This is a genomic window from Lysinibacillus sp. NPDC048646 (assembly GCF_050272295.1).
Lineage (GTDB): Bacteria > Bacillota > Bacilli > Bacillales_A > Planococcaceae > Lysinibacillus.
Map to the genome: position 1 here is coordinate 209,955 of NZ_JBNNLZ010000001.1, position 21,813 is coordinate 231,767.

22 protein-coding genes are annotated in these 21,813 nt (G+C 39.2%); 6 read left to right on the top strand and 16 right to left on the bottom strand.

From position 1 onward, the window contains the following. Nucleotides 1-37: 37 nt before the first annotated feature. The 3 genes from pyc to ACQKII_RS01035 form a co-directional block, all read right to left on the bottom strand. Nucleotides 38-3,472 carry a pyruvate carboxylase gene (gene pyc, locus ACQKII_RS01025; RefSeq protein ID WP_427455476.1) on the bottom strand — a complete coding sequence of 1,145 codons (3,435 nt, stop codon included), beginning with the start codon at nt 3,470-3,472 and terminating at the stop codon, nt 38-40. An 11-nt stretch (nt 3,473-3,483) separates the two neighbouring features. Then, nucleotides 3,484-4,662, bottom strand: coding sequence for an FtsW/RodA/SpoVE family cell cycle protein (locus ACQKII_RS01030; RefSeq protein WP_427455478.1), 1,179 nt, complete (start codon nt 4,660-4,662; stop codon nt 3,484-3,486). Nucleotides 4,663-4,723: 61 nt separating this feature from the next. Next, nucleotides 4,724-5,005 (bottom strand): YlaN family protein, encoded by a 282-nt coding sequence (locus tag ACQKII_RS01035; protein ID WP_004224778.1) that lies wholly within the window; start codon nt 5,003-5,005, stop codon nt 4,724-4,726. A gap of 181 nt (nt 5,006-5,186) precedes the next feature. Here ACQKII_RS01035 and ACQKII_RS01040 point away from each other — a divergent pair, with 181 nt between their 5' ends. Together ACQKII_RS01040 and ACQKII_RS01045 are read left to right on the top strand one after the other, a co-directional pair. Next, a complete protein-coding gene (locus tag ACQKII_RS01040; protein WP_427455480.1) occupies nt 5,187-5,687 on the top strand; it encodes a peptidyl-prolyl cis-trans isomerase in 501 nt (166 codons plus the stop codon). Nucleotides 5,688-5,699: 12 nt separating this feature from the next. After that, nucleotides 5,700-5,903 (top strand): YlaI family protein, encoded by a 204-nt coding sequence (locus ACQKII_RS01045; RefSeq protein ID WP_427455482.1) that lies wholly within the window; start codon nt 5,700-5,702, stop codon nt 5,901-5,903. Between the two features lie 62 nt (nt 5,904-5,965). Here the strand turns inward: ACQKII_RS01045 and ACQKII_RS01050 are convergent, their stop codons facing one another. The 5 genes from ACQKII_RS01050 to typA all read right to left on the bottom strand — a co-directional run bounded on the left by ACQKII_RS01050 (nt 5,966) and on the right by typA (nt 11,047). Then, entirely contained in the window at nt 5,966-6,760 is a 795-nt protein-coding gene (locus tag ACQKII_RS01050) for an ABC transporter permease (protein WP_427455484.1), read from the bottom strand. Beyond that, complete coding sequence (locus ACQKII_RS01055; RefSeq protein ID WP_427455486.1) at nt 6,753-7,520, bottom strand: ABC transporter ATP-binding protein; 768 nt, start codon at nt 7,518-7,520, stop codon at nt 6,753-6,755. The genes ACQKII_RS01050 and ACQKII_RS01055 overlap by 8 nt, the downstream gene beginning before the upstream one ends. After that, nucleotides 7,520-8,512: an ABC transporter substrate-binding protein gene (locus tag ACQKII_RS01060; RefSeq protein ID WP_427455488.1), complete on the bottom strand. Its 993-nt coding sequence runs from the start codon at nt 8,510-8,512 to the stop codon at nt 7,520-7,522. Before ACQKII_RS01060 ends, ACQKII_RS01055 begins: the two co-directional genes overlap by 1 nt. Before the next feature lie 261 nt (nt 8,513-8,773). Continuing rightward, nucleotides 8,774-9,172, bottom strand: a complete 399-nt coding sequence (locus ACQKII_RS01065) for a YlaH-like family protein (RefSeq protein ID WP_427455490.1) — start codon at nt 9,170-9,172, stop codon at nt 8,774-8,776. Nucleotides 9,173-9,205: 33 nt separating this feature from the next. Continuing rightward, on the bottom strand, nt 9,206-11,047 hold the full coding sequence (gene typA, locus ACQKII_RS01070) for a translational GTPase TypA (protein WP_427455492.1): 1,842 nt from the start codon (nt 11,045-11,047) through the stop codon (nt 9,206-9,208). Between the two features lie 136 nt (nt 11,048-11,183). Here typA and ACQKII_RS01075 point away from each other — a divergent pair, with 136 nt between their 5' ends. Continuing rightward, nucleotides 11,184-11,369, top strand: a complete 186-nt coding sequence (locus ACQKII_RS01075; protein WP_427455494.1) for a DUF5325 family protein — start codon at nt 11,184-11,186, stop codon at nt 11,367-11,369. 108 nt (nt 11,370-11,477) lie between these two features. Here ACQKII_RS01075 and ACQKII_RS01080 read toward each other — a convergent pair whose 3' ends face one another. Continuing rightward, nucleotides 11,478-12,272, bottom strand: a complete 795-nt coding sequence (locus tag ACQKII_RS01080) for an inositol monophosphatase family protein (RefSeq protein ID WP_427455496.1) — start codon at nt 12,270-12,272, stop codon at nt 11,478-11,480. Between the two features lie 404 nt (nt 12,273-12,676). After that, entirely contained in the window at nt 12,677-12,874 is a 198-nt protein-coding gene (locus tag ACQKII_RS01085; protein WP_427455498.1) for a hypothetical protein, read from the bottom strand. A 122-nt stretch (nt 12,875-12,996) separates the two neighbouring features. Between ACQKII_RS01085 and ACQKII_RS01090 the strand changes: the two genes are divergently transcribed. Beyond that, nucleotides 12,997-13,623 carry a YktB family protein gene (locus tag ACQKII_RS01090; RefSeq protein WP_427455500.1) on the top strand — a complete coding sequence of 209 codons (627 nt, stop codon included), beginning with the start codon at nt 12,997-12,999 and terminating at the stop codon, nt 13,621-13,623. A gap of 520 nt (nt 13,624-14,143) precedes the next feature. On the opposite strand, the gene ACQKII_RS01095 is transcribed toward ACQKII_RS01090, so the two are convergent. Beyond that, nucleotides 14,144-14,431, bottom strand: a complete 288-nt coding sequence (locus ACQKII_RS01095) for a UPF0223 family protein (protein ID WP_427455502.1) — start codon at nt 14,429-14,431, stop codon at nt 14,144-14,146. A 21-nt stretch (nt 14,432-14,452) separates the two neighbouring features. Next, complete coding sequence (locus ACQKII_RS01100) at nt 14,453-15,412, bottom strand: NAD(P)H-dependent flavin oxidoreductase (RefSeq protein ID WP_427455504.1); 960 nt, start codon at nt 15,410-15,412, stop codon at nt 14,453-14,455. A 145-nt stretch (nt 15,413-15,557) separates the two neighbouring features. On the opposite strand from ACQKII_RS01100, the gene ACQKII_RS01105 reads away from it, so the two are divergent. Beyond that, the gene (locus ACQKII_RS01105) at nt 15,558-17,027 is read left to right on the top strand and encodes an aminotransferase class I/II-fold pyridoxal phosphate-dependent enzyme (protein ID WP_427455506.1); all 1,470 of its coding nucleotides are present in this window, start codon (nt 15,558-15,560) and stop codon (nt 17,025-17,027) included. A gap of 592 nt (nt 17,028-17,619) precedes the next feature. Further along, nucleotides 17,620-18,216 (top strand): class I SAM-dependent methyltransferase, encoded by a 597-nt coding sequence (locus tag ACQKII_RS01110; RefSeq protein WP_427455508.1) that lies wholly within the window; start codon nt 17,620-17,622, stop codon nt 18,214-18,216. A gap of 39 nt (nt 18,217-18,255) precedes the next feature. On the opposite strand, the gene ACQKII_RS01115 is transcribed toward ACQKII_RS01110, so the two are convergent. From ACQKII_RS01115 to lpdA, 4 genes are all read right to left on the bottom strand, one after another. Further along, a complete protein-coding gene (locus ACQKII_RS01115) occupies nt 18,256-18,933 on the bottom strand; it encodes an LrgB family protein (RefSeq protein WP_427455510.1) in 678 nt (225 codons plus the stop codon). Next, entirely contained in the window at nt 18,926-19,363 is a 438-nt protein-coding gene (locus tag ACQKII_RS01120; protein ID WP_427455512.1) for a CidA/LrgA family protein, read from the bottom strand. Before ACQKII_RS01120 ends, ACQKII_RS01115 begins: the two co-directional genes overlap by 8 nt. A 127-nt stretch (nt 19,364-19,490) precedes the next feature. Beyond that, a complete protein-coding gene (locus tag ACQKII_RS01125; protein ID WP_427455514.1) occupies nt 19,491-20,273 on the bottom strand; it encodes an SDR family NAD(P)-dependent oxidoreductase in 783 nt (260 codons plus the stop codon). Nucleotides 20,274-20,396: 123 nt separating this feature from the next. Beyond that, nucleotides 20,397-21,812 carry a dihydrolipoyl dehydrogenase gene (lpdA, locus tag ACQKII_RS01130; protein ID WP_427455516.1) on the bottom strand — a complete coding sequence of 472 codons (1,416 nt, stop codon included), beginning with the start codon at nt 21,810-21,812 and terminating at the stop codon, nt 20,397-20,399. Nucleotide 21,813 lies beyond the last annotated feature (1 nt).

Consider the following 21,813-nt stretch of genomic DNA (forward strand, 5'->3'; position numbering starts at 1 on the left):
ACTAAAATAGTCGTCTAATAACCTTCTTCATTATTCATTATTCAATTTCAATTAAGAGATCACCTGTTGAAATAGCGTCACCCGCAGTCGCGTAGACCTCTTTGACCACACCATCCTTTGGTGCTTGTACCGTCGTCTCCATTTTCATGGCTTCGGTAATGAGTAGGTGGTCCCCACGTTTGACTGGGCTGCCTTTTGATATGACCACCTTCAGCACAGTCCCTGGCATCGTCGCACCAATTTGGTTCGGGTTGCTTGGATCTGCTTTTAACGCAATACTGCCGTCTACTTCGACAGTCATATCTTGAATCACGAGTTCACGTGATTGGCCGTTTAACTCAAAATACATCACACGTGTACCATCATGCTGAGGTTCACCAATCGATACGAGCTTCACAATGAGCGTCTTGCCTTTTTCAATTTCTACTTCGATTTCTTCACCTAGTTTTAAGCCGTATAAGAACGTCGGTGTGTCTAATACCGAAACATTTCCGAAAGACTCTACGGTTTTCGCGTACTCCTCAAATACTTTCGGATAGAGAGCATACGCGAGAATATCTTGCTGTGTGACAGGTCGCTTTAATTTATTTTCCAGTACGGCGCTTAATTGTGCAAAATCTACAGGCGCTAATAGCTCGCCTGGACGCACTGTAATCGCTTCTCGTTCCTTTAAGACAACCTGTTGTAGCGCTTGTGGGAAACCGCCATAGGGCTGCCCTAAGTAGCCTTGGAAGAACTCGATCACGGAATCTGGGAAGTCAATCTGTTGTCCCTTTGTCAGGACATTGTTTTCGTCCAAATCATTTTGTACCATGAATAACGCCATATCGCCGACCACTTTGGAGGACGGTGTGACTTTCACGATATCGCCAAATAACAGGTTGACACGTGCATACATGCGTTTCACTTCATCCCAGCGGTCGCCGAGTCCAACTGCTTTCGCCTGTTGCTGTAAGTTACTGTACTGACCGCCTGGCATCTCATGCACATAAATTTCAGAGTGCGGACTCATCATGCCACTTTCGAAATCTTTATAGTATTTACGCACATCTTCCCAGTAGTACGACAGCTTTTCTAGTGATTCGATATCGGCACGAACCGCTCGCTTGCCACCCTTCATCGCGTAGTACAAGGAGTTTGCACTTGGCTGTGACGTCAAACCGGCCATTGAGCCGAGGGCTGTATCTATAATATCCACTCCTGCTTCAATCGCTTTTGCGTATACATAAATACCGTTACCACTTGTATCATGTGTATGCAGATGAATGGGCAAGTTCGTTGCCTCTTTTAGCTCCGATATTAAACGATAGGCAGCTTCTGGCTTTAATAAACCGGCCATATCTTTTATCGCTAAAATATGTGCACCGACCGCCTCGAGCTCCTTCGCCATATCTTTGTAGTATTGCACCGAGTATTTCGCACGCGCATCGTCTAAAATATCGCCTGTATAGCAGATAGCGGCTTCGGCCACTTTGCCGGAAGTACGCGCTGCATCAATCGCCACTTCCATACCTTTTATCCAGTTCAAGCTATCGAAAATACGGAACACATCAATGCCTGATGCAGCCGATTCCGCAATAAACGCTCGGATCAGATTGTCTGGGTAGTTTGTGTAGCCAACGGCATTGGCCCCGCGCAGTAACATTTGGAATAACACATTCGGTACTTGGGCACGTAGTTTGGCTAAACGCTCCCACGGGTCTTCTTTTAAGAAACGGTAGGCTACGTCAAACGTTGCTCCGCCCCACATTTCAAGTGAGAAGAAGTTGTGCATCATGCGCGCAGTTTCATCCGCAATTTGGAACATATCCTGTGAACGCACACGTGTCGCCAGTAAGGATTGATGCGCATCGCGGAACGTTGTATCGGTTAACAGCACATCGTCCTGCTCGAGAATCCATTTTACGAGCCCCTCTGCCCCTTGCGACGCCAAAATCTGTTTGGTGCCCGATAAAGGTTGTCCATGCAAGTCTACTAATGGTTTAATAGGCTGTGTGAAAATTGGTTTAGCCTTTTTCTCTACCCCCGGGAAGCCATTTAATGTGACATTTCCGATATAGCTTAGTAATTTCGTTCCGCGGTCTTGACGCACAGGGAAGTTAAATAATTCAGGCGTTGTATCAATAAAACTTGTATCAAACGCCCCTGAGATAAATTTTTCATGTGTCACGACATTATTTAAAAACGGAATATTCGTTTTCACACCACGAATACGGAATTCTTTTAAATTGCGGTCCATCTTCGCTGCAGCTTCTTTAAACGTCATGCCCGATGTTGAAATTTTCACGAGTAATGAATCGTAATACGGTGTGACAACGGCTCCTTGGAAGCCATTGCCGGCATCTAAGCGTACGCCAAAGCCGCCGCTTGAACGATACACCATCAGCTTGCCTGTATCGGGCATAAAGTCATTTGCAGGATCTTCTGTCGTGACACGCGCTTGAATCGCATAGCCAAACAACGGAATAGCTGCTTGCTCGGGCATATGAATTTCCTCACTATGCAAGCCATAACCCGCTGCTACCTTGATTTGTGCATGGACAATATCGATACCTGTAATCATTTCCGTAATCGTATGCTCGACTTGAATACGAGGATTGACCTCGATAAAATAAAAATCTTCTCCCGCGACTAAAAATTCCACTGTCCCTGCATTTATGTACGAGACATTTTTCATCAGTTTCACAGCTGCATCGCAAATTCGATTTCTTAGATGTTCTGAAATCGAATGCGATGGCGCGATTTCAACTACTTTTTGATGGCGACGCTGGATCGAACAATCTCGTTCATATAAATGGACGATATTGCCTTCCTTGTCTCCGATAATTTGTACTTCAATATGTTTAGGATATAAAATGCATTTTTCTACGTAAACTTCATCTGAACCAAAGGCTGCCTTGGCTTCAGATTTGGCACGTTCATAGGCTGACGCTGCCTCATCCTTCGTCTGGACAACGCGCATACCACGTCCACCGCCACCTAAGGACGCTTTAATCATGAGTGGATACCCATATTGCTCACCAAATGCCAATACTTCTTCGACAGACGCCACTGGACCATCTGTCCCAGGAATCACAGGAATATCTGCACGCACAGCCTGTTCGCGTGCCTTCACTTTATCGCCAAACATATCAAGGTGCTGTGAGGTTGGCCCAATAAAAAGTATGCCTTCTTCTTCACAACGACGTGCAAAGTCCACATTTTCAGCTAAAAAACCATACCCCGGATGAATCGCATCAACGCCTGCATCTTTGGCAATGGACATAATGCCCTCGATATCTAAATAAGCATCAATTGGTTTCTTACCAGCACCGACTAAATATGCCTCGTCTGCTTTAAAGCGATGGAATGCTCCGCTATCTTCACGCGAATAAATAGCGACAGTACTAATATTAAGCTCCGTACACGCACGGAAAATACGAATTGCAATTTCTCCCCTGTTTGCTACAAGAATTTTGTTGATTGATTCCATTGGTATCCCCCTTATGATTGTGAATTTTTTCTTGCTACCTTTTCAAACATGGAAACATTCACTAATATTCCCATAGCTAAAGATAGCAAAATTATAGATGTCCCGCCATAACTAATAAAAGGTAGCGTTACACCGGTTAACGGGATTATCCCTGTTACACCCCCAAGATTTATAAACGATTGCCAAGCAATCCAGCTTGCTATTCCAGCCGCAATCATGCGTGCTAGCGGATCTTTCGTACGCAAAGCAATTGAAAATCCTTTATAAACAATAAATCCTAAACCACCTAAAACGATAAGTACTCCCCAAATACCAAGTTCCTCCATGATAATCGCCATAATAAAATCTGTTTGTGGTTCAGGTAAATAACCTAGTTTTTGAATCGATTGACCGAGACCTCTACCTTCTAAACCGCCACCACCAATAGCATAATAGCTATTCACAACCTGATGACCAACACCATCTTCATAATCAAAAGGATTTATATAGGATTGAATACGTCCTTTACGATTTCCTGTTAACAGCTCCCCTTTAAATAGCCAGAGCATCCCCAAAATGGCTGCGCCAAATGCCCCTAAGACACCAAAAAATTTCCAGAACGTTTTAAAAGGAATACCACTCGCCGCTACAACAGAAATCGCTATCCCACAAAGAATGATTACAGCCCCTAAATCGGTTTCGAAGGCTACCCCTGCTACAACAAGTATCCAAAGAAATATTGGATAAAAAATTTCTGTTGGTTGTAGTTTTTCAAACGTATATCTTTGTCCCTTTCGATAAAAAGCAGCGGCAAAATATAAAATTATAAATAGTTTCGCATATTCTGAAGGCTGGAAATTCCCTAGACCTGGCACAGAAATCCAACTCTGAGAGCCTACTTCCTCTGCACCATTACCCGCTACTTTGACCCAAGTAAATAGCACAGCCAGTACGACCGTAAGTAGCAACATAATATTTTTATTGGCATAATGCTTATACGGGAAAAATGCTGTCACTAAAAACCCAAGAAAAGCTACAGTTAAATTGATTACTTGCTTTTGATAATAGTAATCCGGGTCATATTCCTTTCGAATGGCCACCATTATACTTGAACTATAAATCATCACTAACCCAAATAAACTTAACAATAGGACCGTAAAAAATAATGGATAATCAAAATTTTGTGCATACCGTTTTAAGTATTGTTTCATTGTGAAAACCTCGTTCTAGAAAAAAAACTCAAATCGCAAGGAGCGTTTGAGTTTTTTCTTTTTATTTGTCTGTATACGCGTCATGTAGTACAGAAAGTTCTTTCTCGAGTGAGTCGAGAATTTCTTTGCCCTTTTCGCGTTCAATGAGCCCAAGCTTCACAGCAAAGTCAATTTCACGTGAAAGGCCGAACATTTGTGTATCTAATACTTCTTCATATAAAGGGCATTGTGGCATTGTTAAATGATCCATTTGTACTCGAATGAGGCGAGCAATTTTATCTGCATCAGCAACTAAAAGCTCCAAAGCCTTCTCTTGAAAAGAAGTTTGTGATTTCGTATCCATGAGGACGCCCCCATTATCTGATATTTCTTCGATTCTATCTTAATAAAGTTTATCTTTTAGTCGCTAAAAATGCAAGTGTCTTCGTTGTAAAAAGAGAATTCGAATTATATTTCTTTATTATCTCCTGTCATTAGCGGTATACTATTTCATGGATATACAAGATTTGAGGAGGATTTCTATTATGGAAACAATTATTCCTATCAAGGGTGCAGTATCATTTCAACTTACATTAGATCCAACTGTTTGGATTTTCGATGACCGTAAACTAGACTTAAACACATACTTCCACACAAAAAAAGACGAGGAAGATGCAGATACAAAATATATGCGTGAGGTTGGTGCTCACTGGTCACGTGAAATTATGGAAGGTGCTACTTTCCCACCAACATTAAAATCTGAGCGAAAATTCGACCGCAAAGGGATGGAAACGGGCACTTTTGGAATCGAATTAGGTCATTTTTTGATAAATGCTGAAATTAAACCAGATGCGACAAAAATCGTCATCGAATGTCAAGAAGGCAAAGAACATACATTTACGATTGAAGAAGCATATACGCTCATTTTTAAATATAGCCAAGACGGTAAGCCATTAAATGAAGATGGGCCCGTTCATGTGTTGTTCGGAGACGGAACAAATGTAGACAATCCTATTAAAAATGTGTTAGCCATTCGTGCAGAATAGGGAGGGTATGCTATGCGCGTAAAATGTGTCATTTGCGATACAATTAACCAGTTAGATGATGACTTACCGTTAGCAAAAAAATTACGCAATCGACCGATTCACACATACATGTGCGACACTTGCCATGATCGTATTAAGCAAAATACAGTGACACGAATAGAAACGGGCAACTTCCGTTTCCATCGTACGTCTCCACATATGGATAAAGAGTTTTAAGGTTCATTGGGAATATAAGAAGGAGATGTCTCAAAAATCATTTGAGACATCTCCTTTGTTGATTAATCATTATTTTTTATAATTGCCTTCTCAATCAATTCGACAACTTGATACATAATAGTCGCAAAAAAAGCGATAATAAGCAACGACATTAATACAAGGTTAAAGTTAAACACTTGGAAGCCATAAATGATTAAATAGCCAAGTCCTTTCGATGCAACTAAAAACTCGCCTACGATAACTCCGACCCATGATAACCCAACATTGACCTTCAATGTTGAGATAATTGTTGGAAATGATGCGGGTAAAATGACCTCTTTAAATGTTTGCCATCTAGTCGCTCCGAATGTTTGTAAAACTTTGCTATAATTCGGGTCAACTCCCTTAAATGCGGTATAAACAACAATAGTTGTAATGATAATCGAAATCAGTGCACCCATAGCGATGATTGAAATGTATCCTGGACCGAGTGCGACAATCAGTATCGGTCCGAGAGCAACTTTTGGCATCGCGTTTAAAATTACTAAATATGGATCTAGTACCTTTGAAAGTATAGGTGACCACCAAAGGACCGTTGCGATTAGAGTGCCTAGTAAAGTACCCGCGATAAAGCCAATAATCGTCTCCATAAGTGTCACACCGACGTGTAATGTTAACGTACCATCACTCACTTTTTCTATAAATGTGTGCCACACACGAGTCGGTGAACTAAAAATTAATCGATCAATCCATTCAAGTCTTGAAAATAACTCCCATCCGCCAAAAAATACGAGTAAGATGATAAGCTGATATAACCGAACAAAACGTTTTTCTTTTTTTAGCAATTGCAGATATTGTTTAAATAGTGTGTTATCCAAGACTCTCCAGCTCCTTCCAAATCGTTTGGAATACTTCTGAATATGCCGGATGCTGTCTTACATCAAACGGTGATAACGCTTGTAATTCTGTCGGTATTTCAAACACTTTATGCAAAGTACCTGGGTTTGCCGAGAACAGAAACACTCGTTCACTCATTGCAATTGCCTCACCAATATCATGTGTCACGAGAATCGCTGTTTTATGATAAGCCTTCAATGTTTCAACGACTAAGTCCTCAAGCTTTAATTTTGATTGATAATCAAGTGCAGAAAATGGTTCATCTAGCAATAAGATTTTTGGATTAACTGCCAGTGTCCTTGCTAGGGCTACACGTTGACGCATCCCTCCCGATAACTCTCTCGGATAATAGCTACCTACATGCGGCAAACCAATTTCTTGTAAAAGTGCACTCGCAGTCACCTTATGCGATTTTTTGTTACGTTCGATTATTTTTAAACCAATTGTGACATTCTCTTCGATGGTTTTCCATGGAAATAAATAATCTTGTTGCAGCATATAGCCAATGAGCGACTGATTATGTGGTGAAATTTCCTCCTTATCAATAAATACCTTACCTTCCGTGGATGGAAATAATCCGGCTATTATTGACAATAGGGTCGTTTTACCACAGCCACTTGGCCCTATAAAAGATACAAACTCACCTTCCTGGATAGTTATGTTAATATCACGTAAAACTTCTTTCGCCTGCGTACTTGAAAAATAGCTATGGTGAATATGTTTGAGCTCTAAAAATCCCATTACTCTGCAGCCTTTTTAGCAAACGTCGTATTAACAAGCTCATCATAATCTACACGTTGAGGAAGTTCACCTGCTTCCTCCATGATCGTTTGTAGGTTATCCCATTCTTCTTCATCTAAAATTGGATCAGTGGCATATGATCCCTGAGATTTATAGCGCTCAACAACTGTTTCAATCAATGCTACATCCACATTTTCAAAATAGGGTTGAATAATTTTCGCTACTTCTGCCGAACTTTTTTCCTGCACAAAATCTTGCGCTCGCTTCAGCGCATTTGTAAAGCTTTGGACTGTTTTTGCATCATCCTCTAAATAACTGCTTTTCGCCATAAAAGAGGTATACGGTAAATGGCCTGATTCAGTGCCGAATGAAGCAACAATATAACCCTTCCCTTCTTTTTCAAATACACTAGCAGTTGGTTCAAATAATTGAACAAAATCTCCAGTACCAGAAGCAAATGCTGTAGCAATATTAGCAAAATCAATATTTTGAATGAGGGTTAAATCATTTGAAGAATCAATACCATGTTTTTTCAACACAAACTCGCCCGCCATTTGTGGCATTCCACCTTTACGTTGCCCTAAGAATGTTGACCCTTTTAAATCTTCCCACGAAAAGTTCTCCATCTTTTCACGTGCAACTAAAAATGTGCCATCCGTTTGCGTTAATTGCGCAAAGTTTTGAATCGGGTCATTTGAGCCTTGCGCCGTTACATATATAGAAGTTTCTGAGCCAACTAAAGCAATATCAATACCATCCGATAGCAATGCTGTCATCGTTTTATCGCCACCAGCAATGGTTTGTAAATCCACGGAAAGTCCCTCATCTTCAAAGAAGCCTTTTTCAAGCGCTACGTATTGAGGCGCATAGAAAATCGAGCGCGTTACTTCTCCTACTTTAACTTTTTGAAGCTCTCCTGAATTACATGCTGTCAAAGAAAGAAGCAACAAAGCTACCACACTAAACAAAATGCCCTTTTTAAGCCAACGCATTCTTTTTTCCTCCCTGATTAATGAAATTACCTATCGACATTAACTTATTCACACTAGAAGATTTCGGTGCCAATCAATTTAGATTTGAGAGACACAATCTATTGAACATGGGTTCTGTAGCTATTCGTTTATATGTAGATGGCTTAAAACGTTAAAATTTTTTACTATACCAAATAAAACAGCCTTAGCAAATTAATGCTAAGGCTGTTTCATTCCTTAAAAACTCAATACAAGTTTCACGGTATAGGAGCCAAGCTACTCTCATTGATTGGCAGCTTGTTGCTCTTCTCTTTTTTCACGCCACATACGTGTTTTATATACAATTAAAATTAACGCCGCTACGATGAGACCTTCAATCATAGGTAGGAATAACGCGAAAAATGTCAACATAATACATCCTACAAATAAGAACGCATAAATGACAATATTTTGAGATAGCTTTAACTTCTTTGCAAAGCCTAATTTATAGACGATTGCAGAAAGTACAAAGACAAGAAGAAATACAACGTAGCCTGCAATGTCATAGCTCGGTAAATTTTCATATAAAAATCTTGTTATACCAGCCATTCTCTCATAAACCTTTGTTGTTTCCTCTGCATTTGTTGATGCAGCAACTTGAATAACATTTAGTTCACCCAATAAAGCGGACTTTATATCCAAGACTCCTCTTCCTTTCATGTCAGCGGAAAATTATTATTCTGCGTTACGTATTTTTTTCGCTGCTTTCTCACGTTCGTTTTTATCTAGAATTTTTTTACGAAGACGAATAGATTCTGGTGTAATTTCTAAGTACTCATCATCACCTAGGTATTCAAGTGCTTCTTCTAAAGATAAAATACGTGGTTTTTTAATAACATTCGTTTGGTCTTTATTTGCTGAACGGATGTTTGTTTTTTGTTTCATTTTTGTGATGTTTACAGTGATATCAGCGTCACGAGTATTTTCTCCAACAATCATACCTTCGTAAATATCTGTACCTGGCTCCAAGAACAGTGTACCACGGTCTTCAATTTGCATCATACCATAAGTTGTTGATTTACCAGTTTCCATTGAAACTAGTACACCTTGGTGACGTCCACCAATTTTACCTGGTAATAATGGTTGGTAGCAATCAAACGTATGGTTGATAATACCGAAACCTTTTGTCATCGACATGAATTCAGTTGTATAACCGATTAAACCACGAGCTGGCACTAAGAACGTTAAACGAACTTGGCCACTGCCGTTGTTCACCATATCAAGCATTTCACCTTTACGTGTACCAATCGATTCAATAATTGAACCAACATTTTCTTCAGGCACATCGATTTGAACGCGCTCGAATGGTTCACATTTTACGCCGTCGATTTCACGCACGATTACTTGTGGTTTAGATACTTGTAATTCGAAACCTTCACGACGCATATTTTCGATAAGGATTGATAGGTGAAGCTCACCACGGCCAGAAACTGTCCATGCATCCGGAGAATCAGTATCTTCAACACGTAAAGATACGTCCGTTTGTAATTGAGCACGTAAACGCTCTTCTACTTTACGAGAAGTAACCCATTTCCCTTCACGACCTGCGAATGGAGAATTGTTTACTAAGAAAGTCATTTGTAAAGTTGGCTCATCGATACGTAATGGTGTAAGCGCTTCTTGATGCTCAACAGGACAAACTGTCTCACCTACGTTGATATCTTCCATACCTGAAACGGCGATTAAGTCACCAGCTTTTGCTGTCTCTACTTCTTCACGTTTTAAACCGAAGAAACCAAAGATTTTCGTTACACGGAAGTTTTTCACTGTACCGTCTAATTTCATCAGTGCAACTTGTTGACCTACAGTAATTGTTCCGCGGAATACGCGACCAATTCCGATACGTCCAACGAAGTCATTATAGTCAAGTAGAGCTACTTGGAATTGTAATGGGTCTTCTGAGTTATCAATTGGTGCTGGAATAGCCTCAATAACTTTTTCAAATAGACATTTCATACTTTCTTCTTGTTTAGATGGATCCGCGTCCAAAGAAGCTGTACCATTTACACCTGAAGCATAGACAACAGGGAAGTCTAATTGGTCTTCATCTGCACCTAGCTCGATGAATAATTCAAGCACTTCATCTACTACTTCTAGTGGGCGAGCTGAATCTTTGTCTACTTTGTTAACAACAACGATTGGTGTTAAGCGTTGTTCTAATGCTTTTTTCAGTACGAAACGTGTTTGAGGCATACAACCTTCATACGCATCGACAACTAGTAAAACGCCGTCTACCATTTTTAAAATACGTTCTACCTCACCACCGAAGTCAGCGTGTCCAGGCGTATCAAGGATGTTGATACGAGTTCCTTCATAGTTTACTGCTGTATTTTTAGCTAAAATCGTAATACCACGTTCGCGTTCAATATCATTAGAGTCCATTGCACGTTCTTCAACACGTTCGTTTGAACGGAATGTACCTGATTGTTTTAATAATTGGTCGACTAAAGTAGTTTTACCATGGTCAACGTGGGCGATTATTGCGATATTGCGAAGATCTTGACGTAAGTTTGTCATTATTCCACTCCATATTCTTTTTTCGTATGTTTAACTGTGATATTATAGCACAAGAAGGATGTAATTGTCCTTATTAGAATTTCTATCATTCTAAAAAAATATTTTTATTTCAAAAATTTATATAGGAGGCTCGACTATGAATCGTGCAAAATTCGTAATGGCCATTTATGCATTGGCAGCTGTATTAGCTATGTGTGCTATCGGTTATTCCGTAGCAGCTGGTAGTGGATTTGGCATATTAGCAGGCATTGTGGCTACTTGTGTCATTTTCATGACAGCCTTTAAAATGAAACGTAAACTACGTGAACAAGGTTTACTTTAAGGTCACAACAAATGTCGATATAAGCGTATACAAGTCGTTTGTTTGCTAAATTACTTTTAGTTACGCCATATGGAAAAGGAGCTGTCCACTATTTGGACAGCTCCTTTCTTAGCGATAAGGTACAATATATTTTTCTAATAACTCTTTATGGATGGAAGGGTTGGCTATGATGAAAGTATCTTGATGTAGGAAATCAAAACCTTCTCCATGTAAATTTGTCGCAATCGCCCCCACCTCCGTGGCGATAATCGTACCAGCGCCGATATCCCATGGAGACAATCGCATGGAGACATAAGCATCAAGCTTACCACTCACAACAAAAGCTATTTCCATGGCTGCCGAGCCATATGAACGTGTACCACGAACTTTCCGAATCAATTCAATTACCTTTTCATGATGGATATGTCGATTTGGCGCTACCCAACTAGCATTAATTCCAATCACTGACTCTTCAATTGTGACTGACTGCAATTTACGTAACGGTGAATCATTGTACCAAGCTCCCTCGCCAGCAACTGCATAGAATAAGTCTTCACGCATAACATCGAATATGTAACCAAGCTTACCAACACCGTCAATAAATATCCCAATTGAAATCATAAAGTGACGATGTTGCTTAACAAAATTCATGGTGCCGTCAATTGGATCAATAATCCAAACAACACCTTCTAACGATTCGACTTCCTCCCCCATCCCCTCTTCACCTAAGATTTTATGAGTCGGGTCGAACATTTTAATTCTTTCTATGAAAAATAATTCTGTTTCACGGTCAATATTTGTAACAAGATCATTTGCATTAGATTTTGTTTCGATAACTAAATTGTACGAAAATGCATTTCTAATGCGTTTACCCGCTTCAAAAATAATACTTTTCGCAAATTCATCGATACGTTGTAAACTCATAATAACCCACCCTTCGAATATAAGAAAAGCGCATTCACGCCCATCAGCAAACCGTAATTTCCTTACATCATCATGCTACTGCCCTGTCTTACACACAAAATGTAGACCTGTCTTCATCGCTAAGTCTCAAATGCTAATCACAAAGTATCGCACTGCCTCTTACATTTAAGAAACAATCGCTTTTTTGAGTATCGTAGAACTAAACGCAAGTGCTAGCCAATAGAATAAATCTCAAACATGCGACATCAATCTTTAAACAACGCTAAACAGTAACTTCTTAAAATAGAGCTTTACCAAATACAGTTTCTATTACGATATATTATCTATTTTACCCTTTATAACAACAAAAATCACCTGCTGTCGGAATATTCAGCAAGTGATTTTAAATTGGAATGATTTTTTTTTTACGCATAGGCGTGTAAACTTTCAAGCTCCATCTGGATTTCAGCCAGACGTTTTTTACTTTTTTTAATTTCAAGCTCATCTTTCTCATTCATAGCAGCGAACAAGGAGGCTAATTCATAATCTAATTCTAATTGCAAAATGTGTTCATATTGCTTTTCAATGTCAACTTTTCGTATAATTTTTACGATCTGTTTCATAAAAATCACGTCCTTTTTATTTTGTTACAAAACCTTATCAGATTTCGTTAAAGTACTTGTTATAAGATTTTTTCCCATTTTCTTAATAAAATAAACCTTATAATCGAAAGGAGTTACTAAAAATGCCGAAACTAAAATGGACTAACAAAGATTTCAATGTTTTTCAAATAAATGGTTTAGAACAAAGAATGGATGCTTTAAATTCCTGTGTACGGCCAAAATTCAATAAACTCGGGGAAGATTTTTCCGCTTTCTTTTCTAGTCAGCTTGGAGAAGAATTTTTCCCGCATGTTGCTAAACATGCTCGACGAACAGTCAATCCGCCAAAAGATAGCTGGGTTGCCTTCGCTCCATACAAAAGAGGTTATAAAGCATTACCTCACTTTCAGATTGGTCTTTGGAGCTCACATTTATTCATCGTATTAGCCATTATTTATGAAGCACCGCAAAAAAATGTGATGGCAGAAAGACTACTTACAAAAAGATCATTGTTACAACAGCTTCCAAATGATTTCATTGTTTCCGGTGATCACATGTCCCCGTTGGCTTTTTCCATTAAAGAGGCTAAAGAAGAGAAGCTGGAGGAGTTACTTATTCGACTACGCGATGTTAAAAAAGGCGAGTTTTTAGTCGGTCGACATATTCCTCGCGATGAAGCCATAAAATTGTCTTCCAGTCAATTCCATCAATTAGCAGAAGATACTTTCAACAGCTTACTGCCGGTCTATAACATCATTTTAGGAAAATAAAAATGACAATGCTTCATACAAAAACGATTAATTTCAGATAATTCTTTGGTTTAATTTCAGAATAAATATTCAGATACAAAAAACACCATCATCTCAAATGATGGTAGGACATACGACACAGCAAATTTATCGAGGTTTCATTACCCAACATGGTATATCTAAAGGGTCAAAGCTCAAACTTCAAAGGTGCTTGTAGGAATCTGCAAGCTTAAAAGCCTTCCCACCAACTGATTCATTAGAGGATTGAACATGACAATTACAGAGGTATGACATGAGAACTAATGTGACATTATAAGTTCATCATTTTCACATTGATAATGCGATGGCTTTCAAACTTGAGGTAATCTTACATTATAAAAGTCTATGTTGATGTATTTTATGCAAAAATTTGATCTTTAACACTGATTATTATCAGTTAATGCAGTACAAATAATTGCTAAATGCGTAAATTTCTTTAGGCTTGGTAAAAAAAGCAAGACAAAAAAGTGTGGACGTGAGTATTTCTCACATCCACACTTTTTTAACGTCGTTGCTTCGGTAAAACCTTTATGATTGTACCATCCGATGTCTCTTTTGTTTGCTTTACTACCGGATAACTCACATAGCCACTCGCTTCTTCAAATTCACGAAAAATTGTTTTTTCCTCGGCCTGTGAAGGTACAATCTCTTTAAAGCGACGATATTTCGCCATCATCACTTCACGTTTAATGCCCTTTTCATAGGCCTGCTCGATGCCTTCAAAGAATTTAATAACATCGACTATTTCTTCAGTCGACCAATCAATTGAAAACGGATAAGAATATTCCATTTGGACATTACCACCTTTACGTTACTGTCCCCATTTTACCCGGATACTTTCCGCTTCTGCAACCATTCGTGTTATCAGCTCATCCACTGTTGGAATATCGTGAATCATCCCCGTAACTTGTCCTGCCCAACCAATACCAGCATTCTTGTCACCATCATAAATAAAACGTTTATTCGCTTTACCGCTGATATAATCTTTTAATGCATCATAAGTAGGTGTTGTTCGCTCAATCTCTAAAATTTTCTCTGTAAATTCACTACGTAACGCTCGAGCTGGTGCACCAATGGAGCGTTTAATGACCGTTGTATCTGCTTCAGAGCTTGCGAGTAGTGCCTCTTTATATACTTCTGATGCATCGATACATTCCTTTGTTGCAATAAAGCGTGTACCCATTTCAATTCCCTCAGCACCTAGTGAATGTGCGGCCATCCAGCCACGGCCATCACCAATACCACCAGAGGCAATGACAGGAATTTTTACGCTATCCACAACTTGTGGTACGAGCACCATTGTACCAATGTCATCACGTCCAAGATGACCACCACCTTCTTGTCCGACTACCATGACTGCATCTGCTCCAAGCTCTTCAGCCTTTTGAGCTTGTCTACGTGCTGCAACAAGTACTAATTTCTTGATGTCCGTCCCTGAAAGCAACTCAAATATTGGTGCAGGATTACCACCCGTCATTGTCACAACAGGCACATTTTCTTCGACTGCTACACGTACCATATCCTCATAACCCGTACCATACATGCCAATTGCAAAATTCACACCAAATGGCTTGTCCGTTAATGTTCGTACCTTATGAATTTCTGCACGTAATAAGTCAGCATCACGCAAGCTCATTGCAGTTATTTGTCCAAGTCCTCCAGCATTCGACACTGCCGCTGCTAAATCAGCATATGCTAAATACGCTAATCCCCCCTGAACAATTGGATATTTAACCTTCAAAAGTTCTGTGACACGTGTATCCCAATTCATCAAATCTCCCCTTTCATACGATACTATCTTCTCGAAATCATCAAAAAATCCCTTTATTTTTTAATTAAAGTCTATTTTTTCATGTCGTTAGGTGCTATAATTCATTTGTTTTCTTATATATTATAAAAGTGAGGTGGTACCTGCGTTGTCACAATTAGAGACTCCATTGTTCGACGTATTACTAAAACATCGGAATAGACATCCAATTCAGTTCCATATTCCAGGCCATAAGAAAGGGCACGGTATGGATCCAGCTTTCCGAGAATTCGTCGGCGACAACGTTTTATCAATTGATTTAATTAATATTGCTCCACTAGACGATTTACATTCACCAAAGGGTGCGATCAAAGAGGCACAAGCACTTGCTGCAGAAGCCTTTGGTGCTGATCATACATTCTTTTCCGTTCAAGGTACTAGTGGCGCCATTATGACGATGATTCTGACCGTCGTCGGTCCAGGTGATAAGATTCTAATACCACGGAATGTTCATAAATCCATTATGTCAGCGATTGTTTTCGCTGGTGCTATTCCCATTTTTATTCACCCTGAGGTGGATAGCGAGTATGGTATTTCTCACGGTATTTCGGCAGAAGCAGTAGAAAAAGCATTAAATGCTTACCCTGATGCAAAAGCTGTCCTTGTTATTAACCCAACTTACTATGGCTTTTCAGCCGATTTAAAACGTATTGTTGAAATTGTCCATAGTCGTAATATTCCAGTTGTTGTTGATGAAGCTCATGGTGTCCACATTAAATTCCATGACGAGCTACCTTATTCCGCTATGGAAGCAGGTGCCGATATGGCTGCGACAAGTGTACATAAGCTTGGTGGCTCCATGACGCAAACGTCGATTTTAAATGTGCGTGAAGGGCTAGTCTCTGCAAAGCGTGTACAAGCCGTATTCTCGATGCTAACAACAACTTCGACGTCCTATCCATTACTTGCTTCGCTGGACACAGCACGTCGTCAGCTAGCAATTCATGGCTATGATTTAATTGGCGATGCGATTCGTTTGGCAAAAGATGCGCGTAAACGCATTAACCAAATTCCACATTTAAAATGTGCAGGAAAAGAAAAATTACACTCATCTGCAACTTTTGATATGGATCCATTAAAACTGTTAATTAGTGTGAAAGATTTAGCCATATCCGGTCACCAGGCCGAAGAATGGCTTCGTCACAATGCCAATATCGAGGTAGAATTATCCGATTTATACAATATTTTATGTCTTGTGACACTGGCTGATACCAAAAAGGAAATTAACCTCCTGATAAATGCATTAAGTCGTATGTCTAAAGCTTTTGATTCAGAAGCGGCTATTACTGAAACAGTCGTCAATGTGCCAGAAATTCCAGCACTTGCAATGTCGCCTCGCGATGCCTTTTATGCAGATACAGAAGTTGTGCCACTCGCAGAAGCAGATAATTGTATTTGTGCAGAATTCATAATGGTATATCCACCCGGTATTCCAATTTTTATTCCCGGGGAAATAATAACTGAGGAAAATATTCGTTATATCCAAATGAATGTTGAAGCTGGTTTACCTGTCCAAGGTCCAGAAGATACAACTTTAAAAACAATCCGCGTTATTAAAGAACGCAGAGCTATTATTTAAACACAAATAAGCTGTCTCAAATGAGACAGCTTATTTTCATACTTCAACTACTATAACTAGGTACGGAAAAATAGCATGCCTAATACAGGGAAAATAAGCCACCAATAATTCCATAAAAAATCCTCAATGGATTTCTGTTTACCATTATTTGGACGATTGATAACCTCTTTTTTTTGGTGTTTTTCCTCTCCTCAAATAAGCTTATCTAATGCAATCTCATACAGATCACTTAGTCTAATCAGGTTTTCGATGTCAGGATAACCTTTTCCTAATTCCCACTCTGGATATATTTAAAATTCCGCAACATCATCTTGTGTATATTGACGTTATTCTCTCAATTCTTTTAAACGATTTTCTAAATTCATAGCACTTAACCCCCATATTTTATGATCTTGAATAAATCATAAATTTTTCACACATATTTCACTAGAAGTTATTGTTTGCCATTTCGCAACTACTAGTTGCATTCCTGAATAACTAAGTTGCATCCAAACTTTTAAATAAAATATTCCAACTTACTTGCTATGGCATTGAACAAAAAACTCGATTTCATTGGACACTTTATCTACAATAAGGATAAAGGAGTGATTGGATGAATTCATGGGATAAACGATTTCAAACTTTAGAATATGTATACGGTGAACAGCCAAATACCTTCATAAAAGATTATGCTGATTACCTTAAAAACTGTCCTAACGTAGCTGCTTATGCAGAGGGCGAAGGGCGCAATGCAGTCTTTTTAGCGGCTGAGGGGCATACTGTTACAGCCTTTGATTATGCACAAAGTGGTCTAGAGAAAACACAACAACTTGCAAAAAGGCATGACGTTATTGTGGAAACACAACTCACTGACTTACTCCAAGATGAAATACCTGTGGAAATCTTCGATGCTGCCATCATGGTCTTTGGTCATTTTCATGTAGAACATCAGCATGACATTATTAAACGTATCATTGATTCTGTGAAACCTGGCGGGCTAATTATGATGGAATTATATTCTATTTATCAACTTCCTTATGCATCTGGTGGTCCTAGAGAGCTTGAATTTTTATATAATCCAATTGATGTACTTTCTTGGTGTCAATCGCATAAAATTTTGCACTTTTTCACAGGAGAACAGGTAAGAAATGAAGGTATTCTGCATACAGGGCTTGCGCATACCATTCAATTTATTATAGAAAAAAGTTAAAAAAGGCTATATACAGATTTTCTTCTGTATATAGCCTTTTTACATAAATAAATAGACAAAGAGTGGGCACAGAAACGCCCCTATAATCGCTGTTAAGCCCATTGACAAGGATCCGACGGATAATTCCTGCTCCCCGTAATCTTTCAATTTGACAAGTCCTACACCGTGTGAGGCACTTCCTACTGCAACACCTCGACTGACAGCTGATTCAATTTTGCCATACTTAATAACCAATGGCCCGATAATAGCTCCTACAAATCCTGCTATCATTACAAATACAGCTGTGAGAGGAGGAATACCGCCTATCGTCTCACTAACTTGCATCCCAACAGGAGTTGTCAATGACTTAGGCAGTGCTGTTAACAGCCAACTTTCACTAACCCCTATCCATTTCAGCATCATAAAGATCGTTACTATACCTGTTAGCATCGCAATGACAATTCCCGACAAAATTGAAATCTTGTACTTCATGATAATAGTACGCTGATTGTATAACGGATAAGCAAGTGCTACTACAGCAGGTCCTAACATTTTCTGAAGCCATTCTCCACCCTCCATATACGTAGCATATGGAATATCAAATACCAATAACATCACTATACTGAGTAATGTTGTCGTTACTAATGGAATCATGTAAGGATATGGGAAACGCTGATAAAGTTTTGTCAATAAATAGAATAAAGCAATTGTGCCCAATACGACAATTATCTCAGTCAACGGTTAATTCCCCCTCGCCCTCATCTACAATAGCTTCTTTTTTAGCCGCCTCTTTTTTCTCAATGAGTTGGCCAAGCAAACCAGTAATATAAATAGAAATTAATGTACTAGCGATAACTGCTAAAATAATTAGCAGACCCGTCTTTGACCAAAGCTCTGGATAGTCAATCACCCCTACTGTTGCGGGAATGAAAAATAATGTTAATATACCGATTAAAAAACCAGCGCCCTCTTGAATGTATTCTACTTTAATGATTTTGAAATTGAATGAAAGTGCTAATAGTAGTAACCCAATTACACTTCCTGGAAGAGGCAGATGCAAGAAAGACACAATACCAACGCCCATATAATAAAAAATATTTAGTATCCCTATCTGGACAATAATTCGAACAACCCTCATTAACACAGCAGCAAAATTTTCGTTCAACATTTACCACTTTCACCCCCCACGTTCATTCTACATGTGCGGGAATTTTCTGTCTATTATAATTTTAGAAAAATAATAGAAAAAAACCTACACAAAGAAGAATATTGTCTCTTTACGCAGGTTATAATTTTTATAATGCGTGTCCTGAACCACCATCGATATTAACAGATGTTCCTGTCACATAGCTTGCAGCATCAGATACTAAGAAAGTAATAACATTTGCCGCTTCCTGAGTATCGCCAACACGACCTAGTGGAATCGCTTGGCCAACCTTGCGAGAATAATCTTCCCATGATAGCTCAGACGCTTCGCTTTTCCATCGATTCTCGATTTGATCACTGCGAATTAATCCAATACAAACCGAATTTACACGAATATTATCTTTTCCTAAGTCTTTGCTCATAGCCTTCGTTAGCGCAAGTCCCGCTGCACGACTGACAGTGGTCGGAAGCGAACTAGCTGGTGGCGTTTTTGCCATAACAGCTGTTACGTTAACAATTGCACCCCCACCGACCTTACGCATATGGGGTACGGCATATTTCGAACAATTGATGGCACCAAACACCTTTAAGTCTAAATCAGACTGCCATACTTCACTGCTTACATCTTCAAATGGATTTGCCGATGCTGTACCAGCGTTATTAATGACAATATCAATACGCCCATAATGCTCCACTGTTCGCTCGATTAGCTTTTTACAATCTTTTTCTTTCGTAATATCAGTCGGCACGAATAAAACATCCTCGCCCGTTTCGTTTTTAATACAACTGGCTGCTACTTGTAGCTGTTTTTCACCACGCGCACACAGCACAACTTTTGCGCCTTCTTTGACAAGCTGCATCGCTGTATAATAACCAATGCCTTTACTTGATCCTGTAATAACTGCTACTTTCCCCTTTAAGCTTAACTCCATTTCATCATCACCTCTATATTATTCGAATATTCATTCTATATATTTACTGTATCAAAATTACAAGTATTATACAAAAAAACGACTATAAAGCAGGCATGCTTTATAGTCGTCAAATGTTTCAAATTATTTTTTGGCTAAAATATGGATTGGGTTGCCTAGTAAAACTTCAGCAGCTTCCATAGTGATTTCACCTAATGTTGGGTGAGCATGAATCGTTAATGAAATATCTTCAGCAGTCATGCCGCCTTCAATTGCTAAGCCCATTTCAGCGATCATATCTGATGCACCAGCACCAACAATTTGAGCACCAATTAATAAGCCGTCTTCTTTACGAGCTACTAGTTTCACGAAACCTTCTGATTGGTTCAATGCAAGAGCACGACCATTTGCTGCGAATGGGAATTTCGCTGAAGTATATTCGATACCTTCTGCTTTAGCTTGATCTTCATTGTAACCAACAGTAGCCATTTCTGGATCTGTGAAGCATACTGCAGGAACAGCTAAATAATCAACAATTGATTTTTCACCAGCGATTGCTTCAGCAGCAACTTTACCTTCATAAGAAGCTTTATGTGCAAGCTGAGGACCCGCTACGATATCACCGATTGCATAGATATTTGAGATATTTGTACGGCATTGTTTATCGACATTAATAAGACCGCGTTCACCGAATTCAACACCGATTTCAGCAAGACCCATTTCATCTGTATTTGGACGACGACCAACGGTAACTAATACATAATCAGCTTCAACTTTTTTCTCTTCTCCGCCTACTTCATATGTTACCACTACGCCGTTTTCTGTTTCTTCAACGCCTTTTGCAGATGCGTTTACTTCAATTTCAACGCCTTTCTTTTTAAGGCCTTTTTTCACGATTTGTGTCATTTGTTTTTCGAAGCCAGCTAAAATATCTTTGCCACCTTCAATAATTGTTACTTGTGAACCAAGGTTAGCAAAAGCTGAGCCTAGCTCTGTACCAATATAACCTCCACCGATAACGACTAATTTACCAGGTACTTCTTGTAAAGAAAGTGCGCCAGTAGAGTTTAGTACACGATCAGTGAATTTAAATGTTGGAATTTCAACTGGGCGAGAACCTGTTGCTAAAATCACATTGTTAAATGTGTAAGTTTGAGCAGATTCACCATTGATGATACGCACTGAATGAGCGTCTACGAAATAAGCTTCACCTTGTACAATTTCAACTTTATTGCCTTTAAGTAAGCCTTCAACACCGCCAGTTAATTTTTTAACAACGCTGTCTTTAAAAGCTTGTGCTTTTGAGAAGTCTAATTTTACGTCAGAAGCGACGATACCCATGTCATCTGAATGCTTAGCTTGTTCAAAACGGTGACCTACTGAAATTAATGCTTTTGATGGAATACAACCTACGTTTAAGCACACACCACCAATTACATTTTTTTCAACGATTGTTACTTTTTGGCCAGTTTGTGCTGCACGAATTGCTGCTACATATCCTCCAGGACCTGAACCAATGACAAGAGTATCTGTTTCGATTGGGAAATCTCCTACTACCATT